The sequence below is a fragment of the Bradyrhizobium genomosp. III genome (assembly GCF_000261705.1).
GTDB lineage: Bacteria > Pseudomonadota > Alphaproteobacteria > Rhizobiales > Xanthobacteraceae > Bradyrhizobium > Bradyrhizobium ottawaense.
This window is the reverse complement of sequence record NZ_AJQF01000190.1, coordinates 1-18001: the sequence shown is the minus strand read 5'-3', so window position 1 is coordinate 18001 and position 18001 is coordinate 1. Positions and strand designations below refer to the sequence as shown.

Sequence of the window (18001 nt, the reverse complement as noted above, 5' to 3'; positions counted from 1 at the left end):
GGCTGCACCGCCGCAACCTTCTGCTCCACGGGCTTGGGCGGCGGCTTCTTGGTCTCCAGCTTCTTCTGCAGCTCGGCGATCGGATCTTCCTTGGCCGGATCAGGCTTCTTTTCCTGCGGCTTCGGCTCTTCCTTCGGCTTCGCCTCGGCCACAGGCTTCGGCGGCTCGGGTTTCTTCTCCACCGGCTTCTCGACCGGCTTCGGCGGCGGCTCTGGCTGCGAATTGGTCTTGATCAGCTCTTTCTTCTCGGTGACCTTGCCGACGGCGTCTTCCTCCGGCTTGGGCTCGGCGATCTTCTCGACCTTGGGCTTGGGCTCTTCCTTCTTGCCGGTCTTTTGCCCGGCCATCATCTTCGCGAGCTGATCGGTCGAGATGATGTCGATCGGAAGTGACTCTTCCGGCGCGACGTAGGCCTTGCTGCTAAAGGTGACCAGCCCCCATCCCAGCACGAGGACATGCAGGGCAATCGACGCAACGAGTGTCTTGTCGACCTTCACCTTCACGGCCTACCCCTGATCCGCTTCCGTGACGAGGGCGAGCTTCTTGAATCCGGCGCCGGACAACTGGCCCATCACCCTGGCCACCGTGCCGTAATCCGCCTTCTTGTCGGCGCGCAGATAGATGCGCTCCTCGAGCCCGCCGCGCGCGTCGGTGATTGCCTTCAGCTTGGGTATCAGCTCGTTGATCGCGATCTCGGCGTCGTTGATGAACACCTTGCCCTTGATGTCGATCGACATCTGGATCGGCTTCTGGTCGTTGTTTTCGAGGCTCTTGGCCTGGGTCTGCGGCAGGTCGAGCGGCACGCCGACCGTGAGCATCGGCGCCGACACCATGAAAATGATGAGCAGCACCAGCATCACGTCGACCATCGGCGTGACGTTGATCTCGGCCACGACGGGCTTGCGCCGGCCGCGGCGGCCGCCGCCTCCGGACGAACTCGCAACGTTCATCGCCATGATCGCGTGCCCAAATTGCCCTTCACACTATACATGCCGTCCGTCAGCCCCGCTCGTCGATCTGACGCGACAGGATGGCGGAAAATTCATCGGCGAAGCCTTCCAGCCGCTGGGCCTGCCGGTTCACCTCGGACGTGAACTTATTGTAGAAGATAGTGGCAGGAATGGCGGCGATAAGGCCGACCGCGGTCGCAAACAGCGCCTCCGCGATGCCCGGTGCCACCACCGCCAGAGAGGTATTTTTCGACGCCGCGATCGACTGGAAGCTCGACATGATGCCCCAGACGGTGCCGAACAGGCCGACGAAGGGGCCGGCGGAGCCGACGGTCGCAAGCACCAGCAAACGGCGTTCCAGCCGCTCGACCTCACGCGCGATCGAGACGTTCATGACCTTGTCGATGCGCATCTGCAGGCCCGCGACCGAGCGGGCGTGACTCTCGAAGGAGCGCTTCCACTCGCGCATCGCCGCCACGAAACAGGCCGCCATCGAATGCGTCGGCTTGGCAGAGAGGGTGCGATAGAGCTCCTCGATCGATTCGCCGGACCAGAACGCCTGCTCGAAACGGTCCATCGAGCGGCGGGTGCGGGCAAACAGGAAGATCTTGTCGATGGCGATCGCCCAGACCCAGACCGAGCAGGACAGAAGTCCCAGCATCACCGCTTTCACGATCCAGTGAGCCTGCCAGAACAGCGCGATCAGCGACACGTCCGCGGAAGCGGCAACCGGAAGGGCTGACTGAGCCACGTCGGCCGGATTCATAAGCAGTATCCTCTCAAGGCGATCGTTACCCGATGTGCCGGCCAGCAAATGGCTGCCGGTTCCCCAATGGCCGCGCTAGCACCGGCGCGGCCGGCAAGCCCGCTCAAAGCCTTGTCTTTCTGGGTGCAGGGGCTCGTCCAGAGCCGGCCGTCTGCATTCCCTGCCAAGATGTCAAAACTATGGGCCTTTGGCCCCGGGCCTTGACGGTCCCTGGCTTCGGGCTTTGGGCGCGATTGTCCGCCCTTACCAGAGCCCGGCGTTGGTTAATGCGGGGTTACCAGGGGTGAATTTGGTTGCCGGAAAGGTAGGTGGCGCAGGGGGATGGGCGGACAGGCCTAGTCCGTGTCCCGGACCCGGGATGCGGCGTGCATGTGCGGTGAGATGGGCCCCGGCTCAGCAGCGCATCGTCAAAGAGACGCTGCGGTGCGTCCGGGGCGCGAGAGTTCCGCGTGTCCGTGCGACCGGAGGAACCAGCCCTCGCCCGAAAAATTGTCCCAAAAATCACTTTCCGCGAGGTGTTGCCATGACCATCAACCCCAAGACGACCGCCGCCATCGGCGATCACCCGCTCCACCCCATGCTGATCCCGTTCCCGGTCGCATGCCTGGTCGGCGCGCCCATCGCCGATCTGGCCTTCATCGGAACCGGCGACAATTTCTGGGCCAGAGCCGCGATGTGGCTGATCGGGGCTGGCATCGTCATGGCGCTCGTCGCGGCTGTGGCCGGCTTTACGGACTTCTTCGGCGAGCCCCGCATCCGCCGCCTCAACGATGCCTGGTACCACATGGTCGGCAATCTCGCGGCGGTCGTGCTGGCCCTGGTCAATTTCTACCTGCGCTACGCGCAAGGCGCCGAGACTGCGATCAAGCCGTGGGGCGTGGTGCTCTCCCTGATCGTGGTCGGCATCCTCCTGTTCACGGGATGGAAGGGCTGGGAGATGGTCTATCGTCACCACGTCGCGGTACTGGATGCGCCGGGCCAGACCAGCTCGGAGCCGGTCACGCCCCAGCATGGCGGCGAGAGCCATCGCCGCGCCGCCTGAGGCAACGGGATGTCGCCGGGGGCAGACCTCGGCGACCCTGCCTTTGCGGCTGATCGGGCCGCGCTCCGCCGCATCTCATGACGTGATGGCGCCTCAGGCCGCCGAAGCGGGCGCGGGACAATTGGTCAACCGCGCAGGATTTCCAACCGCGGTGCAGCCGCCGGGAACGTCGGAAGTCACGACCGTGTCGGCGCCGATCCTGGCGAAATCGCCGATCCGGATATCGCCCAAGATGGTCGCGCCGGCGCCGATGAAGACGCCGCAGCCGATACGCGGCGAGCGCGTCGGCAGTTCGCTGCCGCGGCCGATGCTGACATTCTGGAGAATGGTGACGTCATCGCCGATCAGCACATTGGCGCCGATCACGATCCCGGTGGCGTGGTCGAGATACACGGACGAGCCGATGCTGGCCGCCGGGTGAATGCTGACCTGCAGGACGTTCGCGGCCTCGTTCTGAAACAGCAGCGCCGCGTCGCGCTGGTCATGACGCCAGAGCCGGTGCGAGACGCGCCAGGCTTGTAGCGCCACGTAGCCCTTGAAATGCAGCAGCGGCGGCAACAGGCCGGCGACGGCGGGATCGCGGAGCACAATCGCCTGCAAGTCGCGGCCGGCCGCTTCGATCAATTCCGGCGCGCCACGAAAGGCGTCGATAGAAAAGGCCGTGAAGCGTGCCTGCCCGGCGGCGTTGCCGCCAAGCCTGCGCCCGATCAGATCGGCCAGAGCCGCGGCAAAACTATCATGCGCCAGCACTGCATCGGCAAGCGACTTGCTGAAGACGGGATCGGATTCGCACACGCGCTGCGCCTCCGCGCGTATGTTCTGCCAGAGGCGATCGTTCGTTGCGGTCGCAGCTGCCATCAAGGCCGCCTCCGGTGCTTTGGTGCTTCCTTCACGTGTCGAATATAGGCCGCGGACGACCCGCGCGCCACGCGGCAGCCGCCGTGACTACCTGAGCACCATGCCGCAGCTCCCCGTGAGGCTACGAGCTTGCATGCCAGCCATCCGCGCCCATATATTCAGTCGGATTTTCGGCTGATGCTGCTTTAGCCGGGATGACACGCAAAGCAGCTCGCTCAAGCCCCGCGGTGGTCCGCCATCCGCGGGTTTTTCGTACCCGGCAGCCCTCGGTGCTGCCGATGCAAATTCCGGATCCCCGTTACCTGAGGTCACGCTGAAACATGTTGCCCAACGCGCCCGCCGACGACCACCACGACGACGTCATGTACCCCTCCGCCATACCGTTCGTGCTGGTCCATCTCGGATGCTTTGCGGCGATCTGGTCAGGCGTCACGTGGCAGGCCGTCGCGATCTGTGGTGCGCTGTATGTCGTTCGGATGTTTGCGATCGGCGCCGGCTACCACCGCTATTTCTCCCATCGGGCTTTCGCCACCGGCCGCGTGTTTCAGTTCATCCTGGCCTGCCTTGCGCAAAGCACCGCGCAGAAGAGCGTGTTGTGGTGGGCGGCCAAGCATCGGCATCATCATCTGCATTCCGACACCGAACTGGATGTGCATTCGCCGCGTCAGCGCGGTTTCCTGTACAGCCATCTCGGCTGGATCTTTTACTGGGAGCACGACGCGACCGATCTCGTGAAAGTCGGCGATCTCACGGTTTATCCTGAGCTGATGTGGCTGCATCGGCTGGAGCTGCTGCCGGCCTTCGTGCTTGCAGCGCTCTGCTTCCTGGTGGCCGGGTGGTCGGGTCTGATCGTCGGCTTCCTGTGGAGCACGGTGCTGGTCTATCACGCGACCTTCTGCATCAATTCGCTGGCCCATGTGCACGGACGCAAGCGCTACGTGACGGGCGATGATTCCCGCAACAACTGGCTGCTGGCGCTGCTCACCATGGGCGAGGGCTGGCACAACAATCACCACGCCTATCAGAGCAGCGTGCGGCAGGGTTTTCGCTGGTGGGAGATCGACGTCACCTATTACGTGCTGACGGTATTGTCCTGGTTCGGAATCGTCTGGAACATGAAGGCGCCGCCCGAACAGGTGCTGCGCAATGAGCAGCCGCTCGGCGCCCGCGTCATCAATCGGGCCGCCCGCGAGCTTGCCGGGCGGTTCGACGCGCCGAAGCTTGCACACGCGATCTCTTCGGCGCTGCACCGGGCCGACCCGACCCAGCTGCAGCTGCCGACGCTGCACGACATCCTCAATCGCGCGCATGACGGCGTCGACGCGCTGACACACCTGCATCTGCCGAAGATACCGACCCGCGAGGAGTTTCTCGCCGAGGCCAAGGCGATGTTCGCACGAACGCGATCGCTCAACGAGATCGTGGATCACGCCTACGAACAATTCCTGGCTTCGGTTCACGCGCAGCTGGCCACCGCGCGCTGAAGCTGGCGGTCATGCGATGCAGCCCGGCGCCAGTCATGCCGCCGGGACGCCTCCGTCGCGCGCGGAGCAGGTGGAAGAGTCCGCCGATCCCTAGAGTTCGATCTTCAACCGTTTTGCGGTCTGCGGTCCTACCTGTCCGTCGACAATGAGTCCTTTGGTCGCCTGAAACGCTGCGACCGCCGCCACCGTCAGGTCATTATATTCACCGTTGATCGGCCCCGGATTGAACCCCAGCTCTTTCAACGCGCGTTGGATGTCCCGAACGACGGACGCCTTCATATTCGGCTGCCCAAGCGCATACAGCTGGCTCGGCTCAACCAGGTCGAGTGCTCCACCCGCCGCCCCATACGTGAAGTTCGGCAGCAAGACGCCGGTATCCCAATTCCGGCCCGACACCTTGCCGCGACGAACGCCATAGGCCGTTCCCATCGCCTCCACGGTGCCGCCCTCGCCGTCGCAAACGACGATGTGCCCCATCATGCCCGGTCCGGGCGGATAGCGGAGAAGAATGCCTCCCACCGTAGAGGCTGCCTGCCGCCACGGCACGCGCTTTCCAAGTTTTTGTGAATCGCTCTTCCAGGCACCGGTATAGGCCTCGACCGTTGCTGGATTGCCGTTGTCGTCGACGCATCCGTACAGGAATCCACCGACCTGCCACACCAACCAGGACATGAACTCCGCGCAGTCCCATGGACCGTGCCAGTTCTTGTTGTTCTTGGGAACGCAGACATTGACGTATTTCTCGCCGATGCGGGACTCGGCCAGCTTCAGCATCTTTTCGCCGTCGGTCATGCTCAATTCCTTCTGCGTAATGAAACTTGCTAAAATTCGGCCCTCAATAATCGAGACATCCATTTGCGAAGCTCCGGCGACCTTCGCGCGTCACAGGCGGCACGCTCTCAGGGGCGCTCTGAAGCCGTCCGGGAATTCAGGCGGAGAATCAACGCCGCCTGCGTCACCACGCCTGCATTTCCATCGACCGGGATCTTGGCGTGGTTTTGAAACCACTCGACCGCCTGCGCGGTGGCGGGACCATATCGTCCATCCACGACAAGCGCCGGCTCAGCCCCGAGATCGTTCAGGGCCTCCTGAAGCTCGCGCGTTTCGTCCGACGTGGTTGCGGCTTTCCAGGCCACCTGGTTCGCGCCGCTCTTGCCGATCGCGCTCCACACGATCTCGAACAGTTCCGTGCGGCCGCTCAAGCCGTTGTAACCGCCGTTAATGGTCCGCGTGATCGCACGGATGTTGTTCTGATCCGCATAAGTGTTCATGCCTCCCTCATTCCATTCGTTGAGCGCGGGAAGGAGGGCCGCTTCTGGAGCGACAATCAGATCCGGGTTGTTGTAGAAATCCACGCCGGCAAGTTTGCCCATGCGTGCGTAGTTGGCTCCGCCCGTCGTCTGCAACAGGCCGCCGCCGCGATATTTGTATCCGTCTCCTTGCTTGGTATTGCCGAGCTCCTTCGCCTTCTTCGGATTGCCCAGTCCATAGACGCGCTCGGCCAAGGCGCGATCGTTGTTGAGATATTGATCGACTTCATCGGGCCGGATCGCCGCGCTGTGACGGCCGATGCCGAAAATCTCGAGAAGTCGCGCCGCGGTTTTGTATTTGAGGCTCTCGAACAGAACCGTACCGCGGCCGGTTTCATATAGCGCCTGAGCCAGGAAGTGCGCGATGCGAAGCGGAGTGTTGATCTTGAAGCGGTCGAAGATTTCGTCGCCGTCTTCAAAAGCCTTGAGGTAATTGGGATAGCAGCGAGGGGCTACCTTCCGAACGATCGTTACGATCCGCACGAAAATACTCCCTAATATTCAGCCAAATATCATCGATTGAAAAACGTCCCAAGATTATGCACAACACCCTTTGGTTGCAAGAGGAGATTCGATTTTCCGGACAGACCACACCGCCGCAACCGGGCGGCATTCTCGGCAACGTCCGGTCTAGTGCTTGTCAGTTGCCACCGCGATAAATTGCAACCTGCATCTCGCGACAGGACTAGGCGCGGCACGACGAGCAATGCGAGCAACGATGGCGGCCGATGCCTGCTCTCGCGCACGCGAGAGATCGAAGCAAGATCCCAAAAACCAAACCGCCCGCCTGCGGGTTGCGCAGACGGGCGGCTCGGGGCCATCAGGACTTTGGGGGCATGCGCCTGAAGGCTTTGAGAGGTGTCAGCCTTGAAGGTCAGCCCTGCTGCTGGTCGGTCGGCGGCGGGGTCGGACGTGTCTTGTGCTGCGCCATGAACTGGTCGAACTCTTCCTTGTCCTTGGCGTGGCGCAGACGGTCGAGGAAGTTCCTGAACTCGACCTGCTCCTCCTCGAGCCGCTGCAGCGTTTCCGAGCGGTACTCGTCGAAGGCGCGGTTGCCGGAGGACGGCGGGCCGAAGCCGAAGCCGAAGCCGCGGCGCTCCATGCGGCCGCGCATGCGGTCCATCTTGTACTGCATCTTTTCCATCTTGTTCTGCCAGCGATCCTGATGGCTCCAGCACGACATTCTTCTGCTCCCGAGTGTGAAAAAGAGAAGGGCAAGTCCGATCGGCCACCAGATGATAAAGCCGAGGATGGTCACGGCGATCCAGCCGGGATGCCAGGGCGTATCGAGCATGCGGGGACGCTCGTATTGTTGGTATTGGTCCGAAGGGCCGCGCCAGCGATTAACGTCAGCGGTGTAGGCCATTTCCCATCTCCATCACGGCACCAGCGCCGTTGTGAATGTAAATAACATTTACATAGCTAGACCATCCCGCGATTTTGTCAAGCTGGCCGCCAGACACGCCCGCGTGATTATTTTGCGCAATCTTATTTCGGCTTGCCCCAAGGACCAGCCGGCGGCACACCTGAACCGGAGGACGCCTCCGGCGGCACCGGCGGCGGCTCGGCGCCCTTGCCTGCAGGACGGCGGTCGGTCGGGAAGCCGAGGCCGCGCAGATAGATCAGCACCTCGGCCTCGAGCAGTTCGTCCGGCGACATCGGCAGTTTTCGCCGCGCGGCGTCGCCACGGGAGAACAGCGAAGCCACGCCGTGCGCCATCGACCAGATGTGCAGCGCCATCATCATCGCCGGCGGCCGCGGCCTACCCGGCGGCGTCAGCGCCGCGAGCCGCTCGGCTGCAGCGCGAATGATGTTGAAGGCGCGTTCGCTGGCGGCCTGAAGTGCGGGATTGGCGTCGAAGGGCACGCCCGATTCGAACATCGCGTTGTAGAACGCGGGCTCCTCACGGGCGAAGGCGAGATAGGCTTTGCCGACGCGCTCGAACGCGGTGACTGTGTCGGGGCGTCCGTCGTCCCAGGCCGCGGTCAGGCGCTGCTCGAACTGCTCGAAGCCGCGCTGGGCAATCGAGGACAACAGCTCGTCACGGTCGCGGAAATGCCGATAGGGCGCCGCTGCGCTGACGCCGGCCATGCGTGCGGCATCGGCGAAGGTGAAGCCAGCCGCGCCCTTCTCGGCGATCAGCCCGAGAGCGGCCTGCAACAGGGCTTCCTTCAGATTTCCGTGGTGATAGCCGCGCTCGGCGCGGCGCTGCTCCTTGCGCCAGCTCATGTGAACGATCTTTACATGAGCCGGCGGTGAAGGTCACTAGCAGGAATCGGGCGTGATTAACCCCGTACTTTCACGGGCGATGCCGGCCCGGAGCGACGGCATCACACCCGCAATTGGCCTCGTCCGCAGCTACATCTGCGGAATCGGCAGCACGGGCATGACCTCGATCGCCTCGCCCGGGAAGATCGCAAAATGCGGATGGTTCTCGAACAATTTTGCAGCTTCCTCCTGCGAGGCGGCCCGCACCACCGTGAAGCCGGTCAGCGCATTGCTGATCTCGGCAATGCCGCGTCCGTCGATCCGGCGGGTCTTGCCGAGCGGGCCGCCCAGCTCGACGATGACATCCTTGTGCTTCTCGACCCAGCCGTGCCAGGCGGCCATGCCTTCGCGCTCTTTTGCCTTCCGTTCAGCCTCGGGCATCGCATGCCAGGCCTTCATCTTTTCGCCGCTCGTGCTGCCGAGATAGACGGCGAGGAATTTATGTTCGGTGCTCATCGGTTCTCTCCTTGCTGATTGACTGACGACAGACGCGATTTCATCGCGATCGCTGTGGCTACCTCTTCAGGTCGCCGAAACCGGCCGCGGCCTCCTGCACGTTGGGCGGAAAGTCGCTCATCTCCTGGACTTGCCGGATCTCGATGATCTCGTTGGCCGAAGCTGGACACTTCTTCGCCCAGGCAATCGCCTCGGCGCGCGAGGCAACCTCGATCATCCAATAGCCGCCAAGGACTTCCTTGGCTTCAGTGAATGGGCCGTCGGTCACGACAGGCTCGCCGGTCGCAAACGAAACCCGCGCGCCCATCGACGGCGGATGCAGGCCATCGAGCGTGATCAGCACGCCCGCGTCCTTCAGCGCCTCGTTGTAGCGCATCATCGCCGCGACGCGCTCGGGATCGAGCTGGACGTCCGGCGGCGCGGCCTCGTAGCCGAGCGGGATCATCAACATCATGAATCGCATGGGTCGTATCCTGGCTTCTGCGGTGGTTCCGGGATGCGCCGTGAGGCGCAGGCCCGCTCGCCTTCAAGACGAACGAACTCTCACCGAACCGACACGCCCGCGGAAATAATCTGAGGGGCCTGGCCCTAGCGCGGCTGCGGCAGGAAACGACCATCCTGCCGGGCAGCGCCGAAATAGACATCGATGCGCCGGATCTTGCCGCTTGCGAAGGTGAAGAACTCCGTGTTGCGAAAACTCCTGCCATCTGTCGCAAGGCAGAGATAAGTAACGAAGGCCTCCTCGCCCCGGGCGAAGATGCGCTCGATGTCATGCCGTGCAATCCAGCCGCTGTCGCTCCAGCAGCGTTCGAAATAGGTCGCCTTGTCGAGGTCGTCGTCGAACGGACTGGTGAAGCGGAAATCGTCGGCCAATGCGTCGGCGACCCGCTGCCGGTCGTTGGCGAGATAGGCGGCGAAGAGGTCTCGGATCAGGCATTCATGGTCGGGCATCGCTAGTCTCCGCAACGAGGCATCCTGTTAAAGACGGTTCGCCCCTGACCGCGCCGACACCGCCATGCAAGGCGGCGCGAAAAATATCTCGGCTGCGCCCCCGTACAAGTACGGCTCCGCATTGTGAACTCCACCGTGCATATAAACCAAGAGCAGCTGTCAGTTGAAGTAGTTGGCTGTCGCACGCGGACTCGCGGAGCTCGTCGCAGCGTTATTCAGGATTTACCGATGCTCAACGATAGCAATGCAACTTTTCAGCTCAGGGGAAACGGTATGGCGATCCTATCGGATCGCATCCGAGCATTGCGGGGCTTACGTGTTCAATTTCCTGAGCAAGAAGGTCAGGCACGCCATCGCGGAGGTCGAGGCGCTCGACCGGTCGCAGGCGGTCATCGAATTTGGGCTCGACGGCACCATCCTCGATGCCAATGAGAACCTGCTCAAGATGAGCGGCTACACGCTCGCGGAGATCAAGGGCAAGCACCACAGCATCTTCGTCAGCCCGGCCGAGCGCGAAAGCGCCCGCTATCGCGACTTCTGGGCCAGCCTGAACCGCGGCGAGTTCCAGACCACGCAATACAGGCGCTACGGCAAGGACGGCAAAGAGCTCTGGATCCATGCCTCCTACGCGCCGCTGCTCGACGAGACCGGCAAGGTGGTCAGCTTCATCAAGTTCGCCACCGACATCACGGCCTACAAGATGCGGACCATGGAGGACGCGGGGAAGCTCGCGGCGATCAGTCGTGCGCAGGCCATGATCGAGTTCAACATGGACGGCACCATCGTCACCGCCAACGAGAACTTCCTCAAGACGATGGGATACTCGCTCGACGAGATCAAGGGCAAGCACCACTCCATGTTCGTGACGCCGCAGGACCGCGCGGGCTCCGCCTACAAGGATTTCTGGGCGCGGCTGAACCGCGGCCAGTTCGAGGCGGCCGAATACAAGCGGCTCGGCAAGGGGGCTCAGGAAATCTGGATCCTGGCGACCTATAACCCGATCCTCGACGAGATGGGCAGGCCGCTCAAGGTGGTGAAGTTCGCCACTGACGTCACCGCGCAGAAGATGAAGGCAGCCGACAATGACGGTCAGCTCGCCGCGATCCAGAAGTCGCAAGCGGTGATCGAGTTCAACATGGACGGCACGATCCGCACCGCCAACGAGAATTTCCTGAAGGCGATGGGCTATTCGCTGGCCGAGATCAAGGGCCAGCACCATTCCATGTTCGTCGAGCCGAACGAGAAGAATTCGGCCGCCTACCGCCAATTCTGGGAAGCGCTCAATCGCGGCGAATACCAGGCGGCCGAATACAAGCGCATCGCCAAGGGCGGCCGCGAGATCTGGATCCAGGCGTCCTACAACCCGATCTTCGATCTCAACGGCCAGCCGTACAAGGTGGTGAAATACGCCACCGACATCACCGCGCAGGCGATCGGCCGCAAGAAGGCCGACAACGCGCGCGGGATGATCGAGGCGGTCGCCGCCGGCAGCGAAGAGATGAGCGCATCGATCCGCGAAATCTCCGAGACCATGACGAAGTCGCGCGAGACGTCCAAGGTCGCGACCACAAGGGTCGAGTCCGCCGACCTCCAGGCCCAGAAGCTGACGGCCGCCGCACAGGCCATGAGCGGCATCGTCGAGATGATCTCGGGCATCACCAGCCAGATCAATCTGCTCGCGCTCAACGCCACGATTGAATCGGCCCGCGCCGGCGAAGCGGGACGCGGCTTTGCGGTGGTGGCGTCCGAGGTGAAGAACCTCGCTAGCCAGGCCAAGCAGGCGACCGACACGATCACGTCCGAAATCGACGCGCTGAACACCATCTCCGGCGATGTCGCGAGCTCCCTGACCGCGATCAAGGCCGCGATCGCAGGCGTCAACGAGTTCATCGCCTCCACCGCAGCCGCGGTCGAGGAGCAGAGCATCGTGACCGCGGACATGTCGGCCAACATGCAGCGTGCCACGGCGGAACTGGCGTAAAGGCGACTTCCCCTCCATGTTCGTCATCCTTCGAGGGCCGCGAAGCAGCGGCCGCCTCAAGGGTGACGGATTTGGCATTTTGCCAGCTATACGCAGCCCTCGCCTGCCTCTTCCTCGTCAGCACAAAAGCGCAGTAAAAGGAGCCAGCACTCCCGCGCCCATATGCTACTCGAGGACAAATCTCCCATGCCGCAAGCCCCGCAAAAAATCGCCCTCGTCACCGGAGCCGCCCGCGGCATCGGGCTTGCGACCGCGAAGAAGTTCCTTGGCGAGGGCTGGCGCGTGGCGCTGCTCGACATCGAGGGCGAGTTGCTCGGCCGGGCGGTCGCCGAAATCGACCAAAGCGAGGCGACGTTGGCGCTGACCTGCGACGTCTCGGGCGCCGCCGCGGTGAGCGATGCAATGGAGGCGGTCGAGCGCCGGTTCGGCCGACTGGATGCACTGGTCAACAATGCCGGCATCGCGGTGTTCGCACCGCTGATGGAGACGTCCGAGACCGATTGGCGCCGCGTGCTCGAGGTCAATCTCACCGGCCCGTTCCTCTGCACCAAGGCCGCGGTTCCCTTGATGCGCGAAGGCGATGGCGGCGCCATCGTCAACATCACCTCGATCTCGGCGGTACGCGCCTCGACGCTGCGCTCGGCCTACGGCACCAGCAAGGCCGGGCTCGCGCACCTGACCAAGCAGCTCGCTGTCGAACTCGCCTCGCTCAACATCCGCGTCAACGCGGTTGCGCCGGGGCCGGTCGACACCGCGATGGCGAAGCAGGTGCATTCCAAGGAGATCCGCGCCGACTATCACGACGCCATTCCGCTCAACCGTTACGGCCTGGAGGAGGAGCTTGCGGAAGCGATCTACTTCCTGTGCTCGGAACGATCGAGCTACATCACCGGTCAAATTTTGGCCGTTGATGGCGGGTTCGATGCGGCGGGTATCGGCCTGCCGACGCTGCGCGGGCAAAGGCGGAACGGGTAGGCACAGTTTCTGTAGGGTGGGCAAAGGCGCTCTTGCGCCGTGCCCACCACGTTCTTCCGGATCTGCGATGCTGAAGGTGGGCACGCTACGCTTTGCCCACCCTACGAAACCGAGTTGGTGGAGAGTTCATGCGACGCGTCACCTCCCTCAAAGCCCTGATCCTCGCATCCGCCCTGCTCGCCGCCGCGCCCGCGTCCGCTGAAATCCGCATCATCCAGTCTCCGGGCGGACAGGTCGGGCCGTTCCTCGATTTGTTCGAGAAGGTGCGCGAGAGCGGCGAGCGCGTGGTGATCGATGGTCCCTGCCTGTCTGCCTGCACGCTGGTGCTGAGCATCGTGCCGGGCGAGCGCATCTGCGTCACCAAGCGCGCCGTGCTCGGCTTCCATGCGGCACGTTCGGTCGACCGGCGCGGGCGCTTTTATGCCGAGCCGGAAGCATCGGTCGCGGTACTTGCCGCCTATCCCGGCCCAGTGCGCGACTGGATCAGCCGCCGTGGCGGCCTCACTTCGCGGCTACTCTTGCTCAAGGGGCGCGATCTCGCCGCGATCTATCCGCGCTGCCGCTGACGAATGTGGCAGCCGCCACGCATGTGACGTGAATGAGTTCTGTGAACCGCGTCACGTCACATCAAAGGCATTGGCCTGGCCGGCCCGAGGCCACACGGCAGGTTCCCTGTGCTCGCACCCAATGTGCGCACCGGGGTCTCCACGCCATTACACTTTGGCTGCCGTCAATAAAGAGTCTGGATCACCGGCCCCAGCTTCATGCTGACGCAGATAAGCATCCCCCACAGGGCAAAATTGATCTGTAGCGCCGCCGCCATCGGTCGCTCCCCTTCCAAGTGACGTCCACCCCAGCTTTTTAGATTTTGTGAGTCACCAATAGCGATTCTGACGTACAGATTACAGCCCAATATTGCGTCAATTGTTGTGCGATGCAGTCCGCATGGCTTCACGAAGCGGCCTCACTGCTCCCGCAAAGTGATGCGAATCGCGCGTTCATTCCTCGGCCACGCCGGCCAATCGTTTGCCTTAAGTTCCATTTGACCGACGCGATGCAAGTTTCCCGTGCGGAAGCTTGCGCATTGCGCATCGAACTTTGGGTCCGGCATGATACGACGCGGCTTCATTTTGCTTACTTTCTGCACAGCGCTGCTTGGATGTGCAGTCGCACCGGCGCAGGAGCGCCGCCCGATCGCATGGGATGGCCTCGGCCAGGACCCCAACAAAGGCTCGAACCGCCCGCATGCCGCCAAGCGGCGCGCGACGAACCCCGCGCCCGCCGCAAGTGATCCCAATCAGGAGCGGCAACGAGTGCTCGGCACCTTGCGGCCATACTCGGAGGCGTGGTGGGCGGTCCATGACGAGATCGAAGCCGAGAACGACAAGCAGCTCGGCACCAAGCTCGTGATCTGCCCTCGCTGCGTTCAGCCGCCGCAGCAAAGCGAGGACGCGACCGGATCGATCCGTTGAGCGAGCGCACGACCGATCCGGATATGACGCGATAAATCCAGGCGTCCCCTCTCGCGCGACAGTGCAGAGAGGGGATTGCGGACTCAACAGATCATGCAGGCGGTCGCGCCTGTCACATCCCTTCGGCCGGGCAGTTCACCATCCAGGGAATGCCGAACTTGTCGACGCACATGCCAAAGCCCTTGGCCCAGAACGTCTTGCTGAACGGCATGGTGACGGTGCCGCCATCGGCGAGCGCGTTGAATTTACGCTCGCCATCTGCGGGATCCTTGACCGTGAACGAGATCGAAAAACCTTGTGGCTTGGCGAAATGCTCCGGCGGCGCGTCGGAAGCCATCAGCACGCTGCCGTCGGGCAACGACATTCGCGCGTGCATGATCATCTTCTCGCGGCCGGGCGCGGCGGGCATGTCCGGCGGCGCGTCCGATGACCGCATCATGGCGTCGATCTTGCCGCCCAGGACCTTGGCGTAGAAGTTGAACGCAGCTTCGCAGGTGTCCTGATAGAACAGATAAGCGTTGAGCATCGTTTCTCTCCTCTTCGTTTGCAGTGAGGCTTATTGCTTCTCGGTCAGCTTCTTCAGGCTGGCGAGGCCGGCATCGAAATCCTTGCCGATCATGCTGTCCATGTTGATGAACACCTGCATGATCTTGGACATGAACGGAGCCGGACCGTACATCGCCCATGTGACCAGAGTGGCATCGCCTTGCGGCACAAAGGTGAACTCGGCGGTGTTGTGACCTTCGAACGGCCGCTCGAAATCGAGCTTGATGCGAAGCTTGGACGGCCCCGTCGCCTCGAGGATCTCCATGCGGCCGGCGCCGACATTGTTGTTGCCGTCCCAGGCGTAGGTCGCGCCCTTGCCTCCCTCAGATCCACCGAAGGTGCGCTTCATGGCGGGATCGCGGGTCTCATAGGGGGACCAGTTGGTCCAGCGGCGGAAATCGGCGACCTGCGGATAGATCGCACCGGCCTGCGCCTTCACCGCGAGGCTCCGCTCGACGCGGAACGTGTCAGGTTTTGTCAGGGCAAAGGCGAGGACGCCCGCAAGTCCGGCGGCGAGCAGGATGGCGATGACGGCAACGGCTTTCAGCATGAGGAGCTCCGTGGATACGGGCTTAGGACGAACGGGAACGGCGGAGGCCGACAATTGAAGACGAAATTATTCTGCCGTCATTCCGGGGCACCCGAAGGGTGATCCCGGAATGACGCGTGCGGCGTCACTTCACTTTCGCACCCTGCCGCGCGCCAGCCTTCGGCTGGCTGTCCCGGATCAGGCGATCGATGTGCATGCGGATGTGGGCCGCTTCTGCGGACGTGTTGGCAAGCGCGATGGCGCGGTCGAAGGCGACACGCGCCTCCTCGTTGCGGCCGAGCTGCATCAGGAAGGCGCCGCGCACGCCGTAGAAATGGAAGTAGTTGGAGAGCTTCGGCGCAAGCGGCTCGATCAGATCGAGCGCGGCTTGCGGCCCCCGCACCTTGGAGACCGCAACCGCGCGGTTGAGCGTCACCACGGGAGACGGCTGCACAACTTCAAGTGCGCCATAGAGCAGGTCGATCTGCGTCCAGTCGGTCTCCTCCGGCGTCGACGCGCGGGCATGCAGCGCGGCGATCGCGGCCTGGATCTGATAGGGCCCGCTGCGGCGGTGGCGCATCGCCTTGTCGATCAGCGCCAGCCCTTCCGCGATCATGGTGTCATTCCAAAGCGAACGGTCCTGGTCGTCCAGCAGGATCAGCGAACCGTCCGCGGCAAAGCGCGCGGCACTGCGTGCATGCTGCAGCAAGATGAGCGCCGTGAGCCCCATGATCTCCGGCTCGCTCGGAAACAGCCTGAGCAGCAGGCGCCCCAGCCGGATCGCCTCCTCGCAGAGCGGCTTGCGGATCTCCGCGGTGTCGCCGCTCGCCGAATAGCCCTCGTTGAAGATCAAATAAATCATCGCCGCGACACCGGCGAGCCGCTCGGAGCGCTCGATTGCGCCGGGCGCTTCGAACGGCGTCCCGGCTTCCGCGACCTTCGTCTTGGCGCGGGTGATGCGCTGCTCCATCGCCGCGTCCGACACCAGGAAGGCTCGCGCGATCTGCTTCACGGTAAGCCCCGAGACGATGCGCAACGCCAGCGCGATCTGCTGCGTCGCCGGCAATTGCGGATGGCAGCAGATGAACATCAACCGCAGGATGTCGTCGCGGTAGTGCGAGCCGTCCAGCCGTTCGGCCAGCGCGCCTTCGGCGTCGTCGAGATCGGAGATCGCCTGGTCGTCCTCCGGCAGCGGCTGCTGCTTGTGGGTCCGGCGCACCTCGTCGATGGCGGCATTGCGGCCGACCATGATCAGCCAGGCCGCAGGATCGCGCGGCGGTCCGTTCTGCGGCCAGGTCTTGAGCGCGCGCAGGGAGGCGTTCTGGAACGCCTCCTCGGCGGTGTCGAGATCACGGAAATAACGCAGCAGCGCGCCGACCGCCTGGGGGCGCGCCGAGGTCAGCGCGGTCTCGATCCAGGCGGTGTCGGTCTCGCTCACGTCAGGTTTCCTCCGGGCCGGAACACGCCGACGGGACGCACCTCATAGGCGCCGCCGGGATTGGCTGCGCCAAGGTCGCGGGCGACGTCGAGCGCCTCATCGAGATTCTTGCAGTCGACGATGTAGAAGCCGAGCAGCTGCTCCTTGGTCTCGGCATAGGGCCCGTCGAGCACCAGCGGCGGATCTTCCTTGCGCAGGGTCGCCGCTGCCGTGGTCGGCAGCAGCCGCGCGACCGGCCCGAGCCGGCCCTGCTGGGTGAGCTTCTCCTGCACCACGGCGAGCTTCTTCATCACGGCCTCGTCCTGCTCCTTGCTCCAGGAGCCGACGAAGTCCTCATCGTGATAGCAAAGGATTGCATAAAGCATGGGCGACATTTTCCTCGGGTCTTGTTGTGAAGACGATCCACTATGCCCCGGTCCGACAGGACTGCGGAAAAAAATAGCAGGAAAAATCCGGCAGGTCGTGCCAAGGAGGGCCTTCTTGAGCGGAACCGACGAGGCACTTCGAATGACCAAGGGCACACTGGCCGTCCTGATCAACAGCACGCAGCAGAACTGGTTGCCGGAGCGCTGGAAGGCCCGGTTTGACGCTGTCTGCGGCGGCCGCCGTGTGGTGCTGCTGCCGGATTCCACGCTCGATCCCGCCGAGGTGCACTATGCCACGGTGTGGAAGCCGGTGCCCGGCGATCTCGGCGCCTTCCCCAATCTGCGGGCGATCTTCAATCTCGGCGCCGGCGTCGATGCGCTGATGGCGGACAAGAGCCTGCCCGATGTGCCGCTGGTCCGGGTCGCCGTACCCGACCTGACCGGCCGCATGACTGAATATGTCGTGCTGCACGTGCTGATGCATCACCGCCAGGAGCTCTATTTGCGGGACTCGCAGCGTGCAAAACGCTGGGAGCCGAAATATCAATGGCCTGCGAGCGCGGTCACGGTTGGCGTCATGGGGCTCGGCACGTTAGGAGCGGATGCCGCC

Annotated in this window: 20 protein-coding genes and 2 pseudogenes; 7 read left to right on the top strand and 15 right to left on the bottom strand. The window is 63.4% G+C overall.

Going from position 1 to position 18001, the window contains the following annotated elements:
* From IC66_RS0116740 to tolQ, 3 genes and pseudogenes are all read right to left on the bottom strand, one after another.
* Positions 1–503 (bottom strand): annotated as a pseudogene (locus IC66_RS0116740) (protein TolA); the annotation flags it as partial.
* Positions 504–506: 3 nt separating this feature from the next.
* Positions 507–956, bottom strand: a complete 450-nt coding sequence (tolR, locus tag IC66_RS0116735; protein WP_028140322.1) for a protein TolR — start codon at positions 954–956, stop codon at positions 507–509.
* 43 nt (positions 957–999) lie between these two features.
* Positions 1000–1716: a protein TolQ gene (tolQ, locus tag IC66_RS0116730; RefSeq protein WP_018641591.1), complete on the bottom strand. Its 717-nt coding sequence runs from the start codon at positions 1714–1716 to the stop codon at positions 1000–1002.
* 523 nt (positions 1717–2239) lie between these two features.
* Between tolQ and IC66_RS0116725 the strand changes: the two genes are divergently transcribed.
* Positions 2240–2758, top strand: coding sequence for a DUF2231 domain-containing protein (locus tag IC66_RS0116725; RefSeq protein WP_038948388.1), 519 nt, complete (start codon positions 2240–2242; stop codon positions 2756–2758).
* A gap of 93 nt (positions 2759–2851) precedes the next feature.
* On the opposite strand, the gene IC66_RS0116720 is transcribed toward IC66_RS0116725, so the two are convergent.
* Complete coding sequence (locus tag IC66_RS0116720) at positions 2852–3616, bottom strand: serine O-acetyltransferase (RefSeq protein WP_028140324.1); 765 nt, start codon at positions 3614–3616, stop codon at positions 2852–2854.
* 320 nt (positions 3617–3936) lie between these two features.
* Between IC66_RS0116720 and IC66_RS0116715 the strand changes: the two genes are divergently transcribed.
* Positions 3937–5100: an acyl-CoA desaturase gene (locus IC66_RS0116715; RefSeq protein ID WP_038948387.1), complete on the top strand. Its 1164-nt coding sequence runs from the start codon at positions 3937–3939 to the stop codon at positions 5098–5100.
* Between the two features lie 90 nt (positions 5101–5190).
* Here IC66_RS0116715 and IC66_RS0116710 read toward each other — a convergent pair whose 3' ends face one another.
* From IC66_RS0116710 to IC66_RS0116680, 7 genes are all read right to left on the bottom strand, one after another.
* Complete coding sequence (locus tag IC66_RS0116710) at positions 5191–5955, bottom strand: peptidoglycan-binding domain-containing protein (RefSeq protein WP_083859298.1); 765 nt, start codon at positions 5953–5955, stop codon at positions 5191–5193.
* Positions 5956–5999: 44 nt separating this feature from the next.
* Positions 6000–6893, bottom strand: a complete 894-nt coding sequence (locus IC66_RS42560) for a peptidoglycan-binding protein (RefSeq protein WP_049806541.1) — start codon at positions 6891–6893, stop codon at positions 6000–6002.
* Between the two features lie 391 nt (positions 6894–7284).
* Complete coding sequence (locus tag IC66_RS0116700; RefSeq protein WP_038948384.1) at positions 7285–7776, bottom strand: DUF2852 domain-containing protein; 492 nt, start codon at positions 7774–7776, stop codon at positions 7285–7287.
* A gap of 122 nt (positions 7777–7898) precedes the next feature.
* Complete coding sequence (locus IC66_RS0116695; protein WP_038948383.1) at positions 7899–8639, bottom strand: TetR/AcrR family transcriptional regulator; 741 nt, start codon at positions 8637–8639, stop codon at positions 7899–7901.
* A 129-nt stretch (positions 8640–8768) separates the two neighbouring features.
* Positions 8769–9134 (bottom strand): YciI family protein, encoded by a 366-nt coding sequence (locus IC66_RS0116690; protein WP_028140329.1) that lies wholly within the window; start codon positions 9132–9134, stop codon positions 8769–8771.
* Positions 9135–9192: 58 nt separating this feature from the next.
* The gene (locus IC66_RS0116685) at positions 9193–9597 is read right to left on the bottom strand and encodes a YciI family protein (RefSeq protein WP_028140330.1); all 405 of its coding nucleotides are present in this window, start codon (positions 9595–9597) and stop codon (positions 9193–9195) included.
* A 125-nt stretch (positions 9598–9722) separates the two neighbouring features.
* Complete coding sequence (locus IC66_RS0116680; protein WP_038948382.1) at positions 9723–10085, bottom strand: nuclear transport factor 2 family protein; 363 nt, start codon at positions 10083–10085, stop codon at positions 9723–9725.
* 316 nt (positions 10086–10401) lie between these two features.
* On the opposite strand from IC66_RS0116680, the gene IC66_RS0116675 reads away from it, so the two are divergent.
* The 4 genes from IC66_RS0116675 (at position 10402) to IC66_RS0116655 (ending at position 14513) form a co-directional block, all read left to right on the top strand.
* The gene (locus IC66_RS0116675; protein ID WP_038948380.1) at positions 10402–12066 is read left to right on the top strand and encodes a methyl-accepting chemotaxis protein; all 1665 of its coding nucleotides are present in this window, start codon (positions 10402–10404) and stop codon (positions 12064–12066) included.
* Between the two features lie 186 nt (positions 12067–12252).
* Entirely contained in the window at positions 12253–13041 is a 789-nt protein-coding gene (locus IC66_RS0116670; RefSeq protein WP_038948379.1) for an SDR family NAD(P)-dependent oxidoreductase, read from the top strand.
* 128 nt (positions 13042–13169) lie between these two features.
* The gene (locus IC66_RS0116665) at positions 13170–13607 is read left to right on the top strand and encodes a hypothetical protein (protein WP_028140334.1); all 438 of its coding nucleotides are present in this window, start codon (positions 13170–13172) and stop codon (positions 13605–13607) included.
* Between the two features lie 543 nt (positions 13608–14150).
* Positions 14151–14513 (top strand): hypothetical protein, encoded by a 363-nt coding sequence (locus tag IC66_RS0116655; RefSeq protein ID WP_028140335.1) that lies wholly within the window; start codon positions 14151–14153, stop codon positions 14511–14513.
* A 112-nt stretch (positions 14514–14625) separates the two neighbouring features.
* On the opposite strand, the gene IC66_RS0116650 is transcribed toward IC66_RS0116655, so the two are convergent.
* The 4 genes from IC66_RS0116650 to IC66_RS0116635 all read right to left on the bottom strand — a co-directional run bounded on the left by IC66_RS0116650 (position 14626) and on the right by IC66_RS0116635 (position 17391).
* On the bottom strand, positions 14626–15039 hold the full coding sequence (locus tag IC66_RS0116650; RefSeq protein ID WP_028140336.1) for a VOC family protein: 414 nt from the start codon (positions 15037–15039) through the stop codon (positions 14626–14628).
* A 30-nt stretch (positions 15040–15069) separates the two neighbouring features.
* Positions 15070–15609 carry an SRPBCC family protein gene (locus IC66_RS0116645; protein WP_028140337.1) on the bottom strand — a complete coding sequence of 180 codons (540 nt, stop codon included), beginning with the start codon at positions 15607–15609 and terminating at the stop codon, positions 15070–15072.
* 124 nt (positions 15610–15733) lie between these two features.
* Positions 15734–17026, bottom strand: coding sequence for an RNA polymerase sigma factor (locus IC66_RS0116640; RefSeq protein ID WP_038948378.1), 1293 nt, complete (start codon positions 17024–17026; stop codon positions 15734–15736).
* A complete protein-coding gene (locus IC66_RS0116635; RefSeq protein WP_028140339.1) occupies positions 17023–17391 on the bottom strand; it encodes a YciI family protein in 369 nt (122 codons plus the stop codon). Before IC66_RS0116635 ends, IC66_RS0116640 begins: the two co-directional genes overlap by 4 nt.
* Before the next feature lie 142 nt (positions 17392–17533).
* Between IC66_RS0116635 and IC66_RS0116630 the strand changes: the two are divergent.
* Positions 17534–18001 (top strand): annotated as a pseudogene (locus tag IC66_RS0116630) (glyoxylate/hydroxypyruvate reductase A); the annotation flags it as partial.

Coding starts and splice junctions, on each gene's coding strand:
- tolR (WP_028140322.1), bottom strand. CDS start 956: ATGGCGATGAACGTTGCGAGTTCGTCCGGAGGCGGCGGCCGCCGCGGC.
- tolQ (WP_018641591.1), bottom strand. CDS start 1,716: ATGAATCCGGCCGACGTGGCTCAGTCAGCCCTTCCGGTTGCCGCTTCC.
- IC66_RS0116725 (WP_038948388.1), top strand. CDS start 2,240: ATGACCATCAACCCCAAGACGACCGCCGCCATCGGCGATCACCCGCTC.
- IC66_RS0116720 (WP_028140324.1), bottom strand. CDS start 3,616: ATGGCAGCTGCGACCGCAACGAACGATCGCCTCTGGCAGAACATACGC.
- IC66_RS0116715 (WP_038948387.1), top strand. CDS start 3,937: ATGTTGCCCAACGCGCCCGCCGACGACCACCACGACGACGTCATGTAC.
- IC66_RS0116710 (WP_083859298.1), bottom strand. CDS start 5,955: ATGGATGTCTCGATTATTGAGGGCCGAATTTTAGCAAGTTTCATTACG.
- IC66_RS0116700 (WP_038948384.1), bottom strand. CDS start 7,776: ATGGCCTACACCGCTGACGTTAATCGCTGGCGCGGCCCTTCGGACCAA.
- IC66_RS0116695 (WP_038948383.1), bottom strand. CDS start 8,639: ATGAGCTGGCGCAAGGAGCAGCGCCGCGCCGAGCGCGGCTATCACCAC.
- IC66_RS0116690 (WP_028140329.1), bottom strand. CDS start 9,134: ATGAGCACCGAACATAAATTCCTCGCCGTCTATCTCGGCAGCACGAGC.
- IC66_RS0116685 (WP_028140330.1), bottom strand. CDS start 9,597: ATGCGATTCATGATGTTGATGATCCCGCTCGGCTACGAGGCCGCGCCG.
- IC66_RS0116680 (WP_038948382.1), bottom strand. CDS start 10,085: ATGCCCGACCATGAATGCCTGATCCGAGACCTCTTCGCCGCCTATCTC.
- IC66_RS0116670 (WP_038948379.1), top strand. CDS start 12,253: ATGCCGCAAGCCCCGCAAAAAATCGCCCTCGTCACCGGAGCCGCCCGC.
- IC66_RS0116665 (WP_028140334.1), top strand. CDS start 13,170: ATGCGACGCGTCACCTCCCTCAAAGCCCTGATCCTCGCATCCGCCCTG.
- IC66_RS0116655 (WP_028140335.1), top strand. CDS start 14,151: ATGATACGACGCGGCTTCATTTTGCTTACTTTCTGCACAGCGCTGCTT.
- IC66_RS0116650 (WP_028140336.1), bottom strand. CDS start 15,039: ATGCTCAACGCTTATCTGTTCTATCAGGACACCTGCGAAGCTGCGTTC.
- IC66_RS0116645 (WP_028140337.1), bottom strand. CDS start 15,609: ATGCTGAAAGCCGTTGCCGTCATCGCCATCCTGCTCGCCGCCGGACTT.
- IC66_RS0116635 (WP_028140339.1), bottom strand. CDS start 17,391: ATGCTTTATGCAATCCTTTGCTATCACGATGAGGACTTCGTCGGCTCC.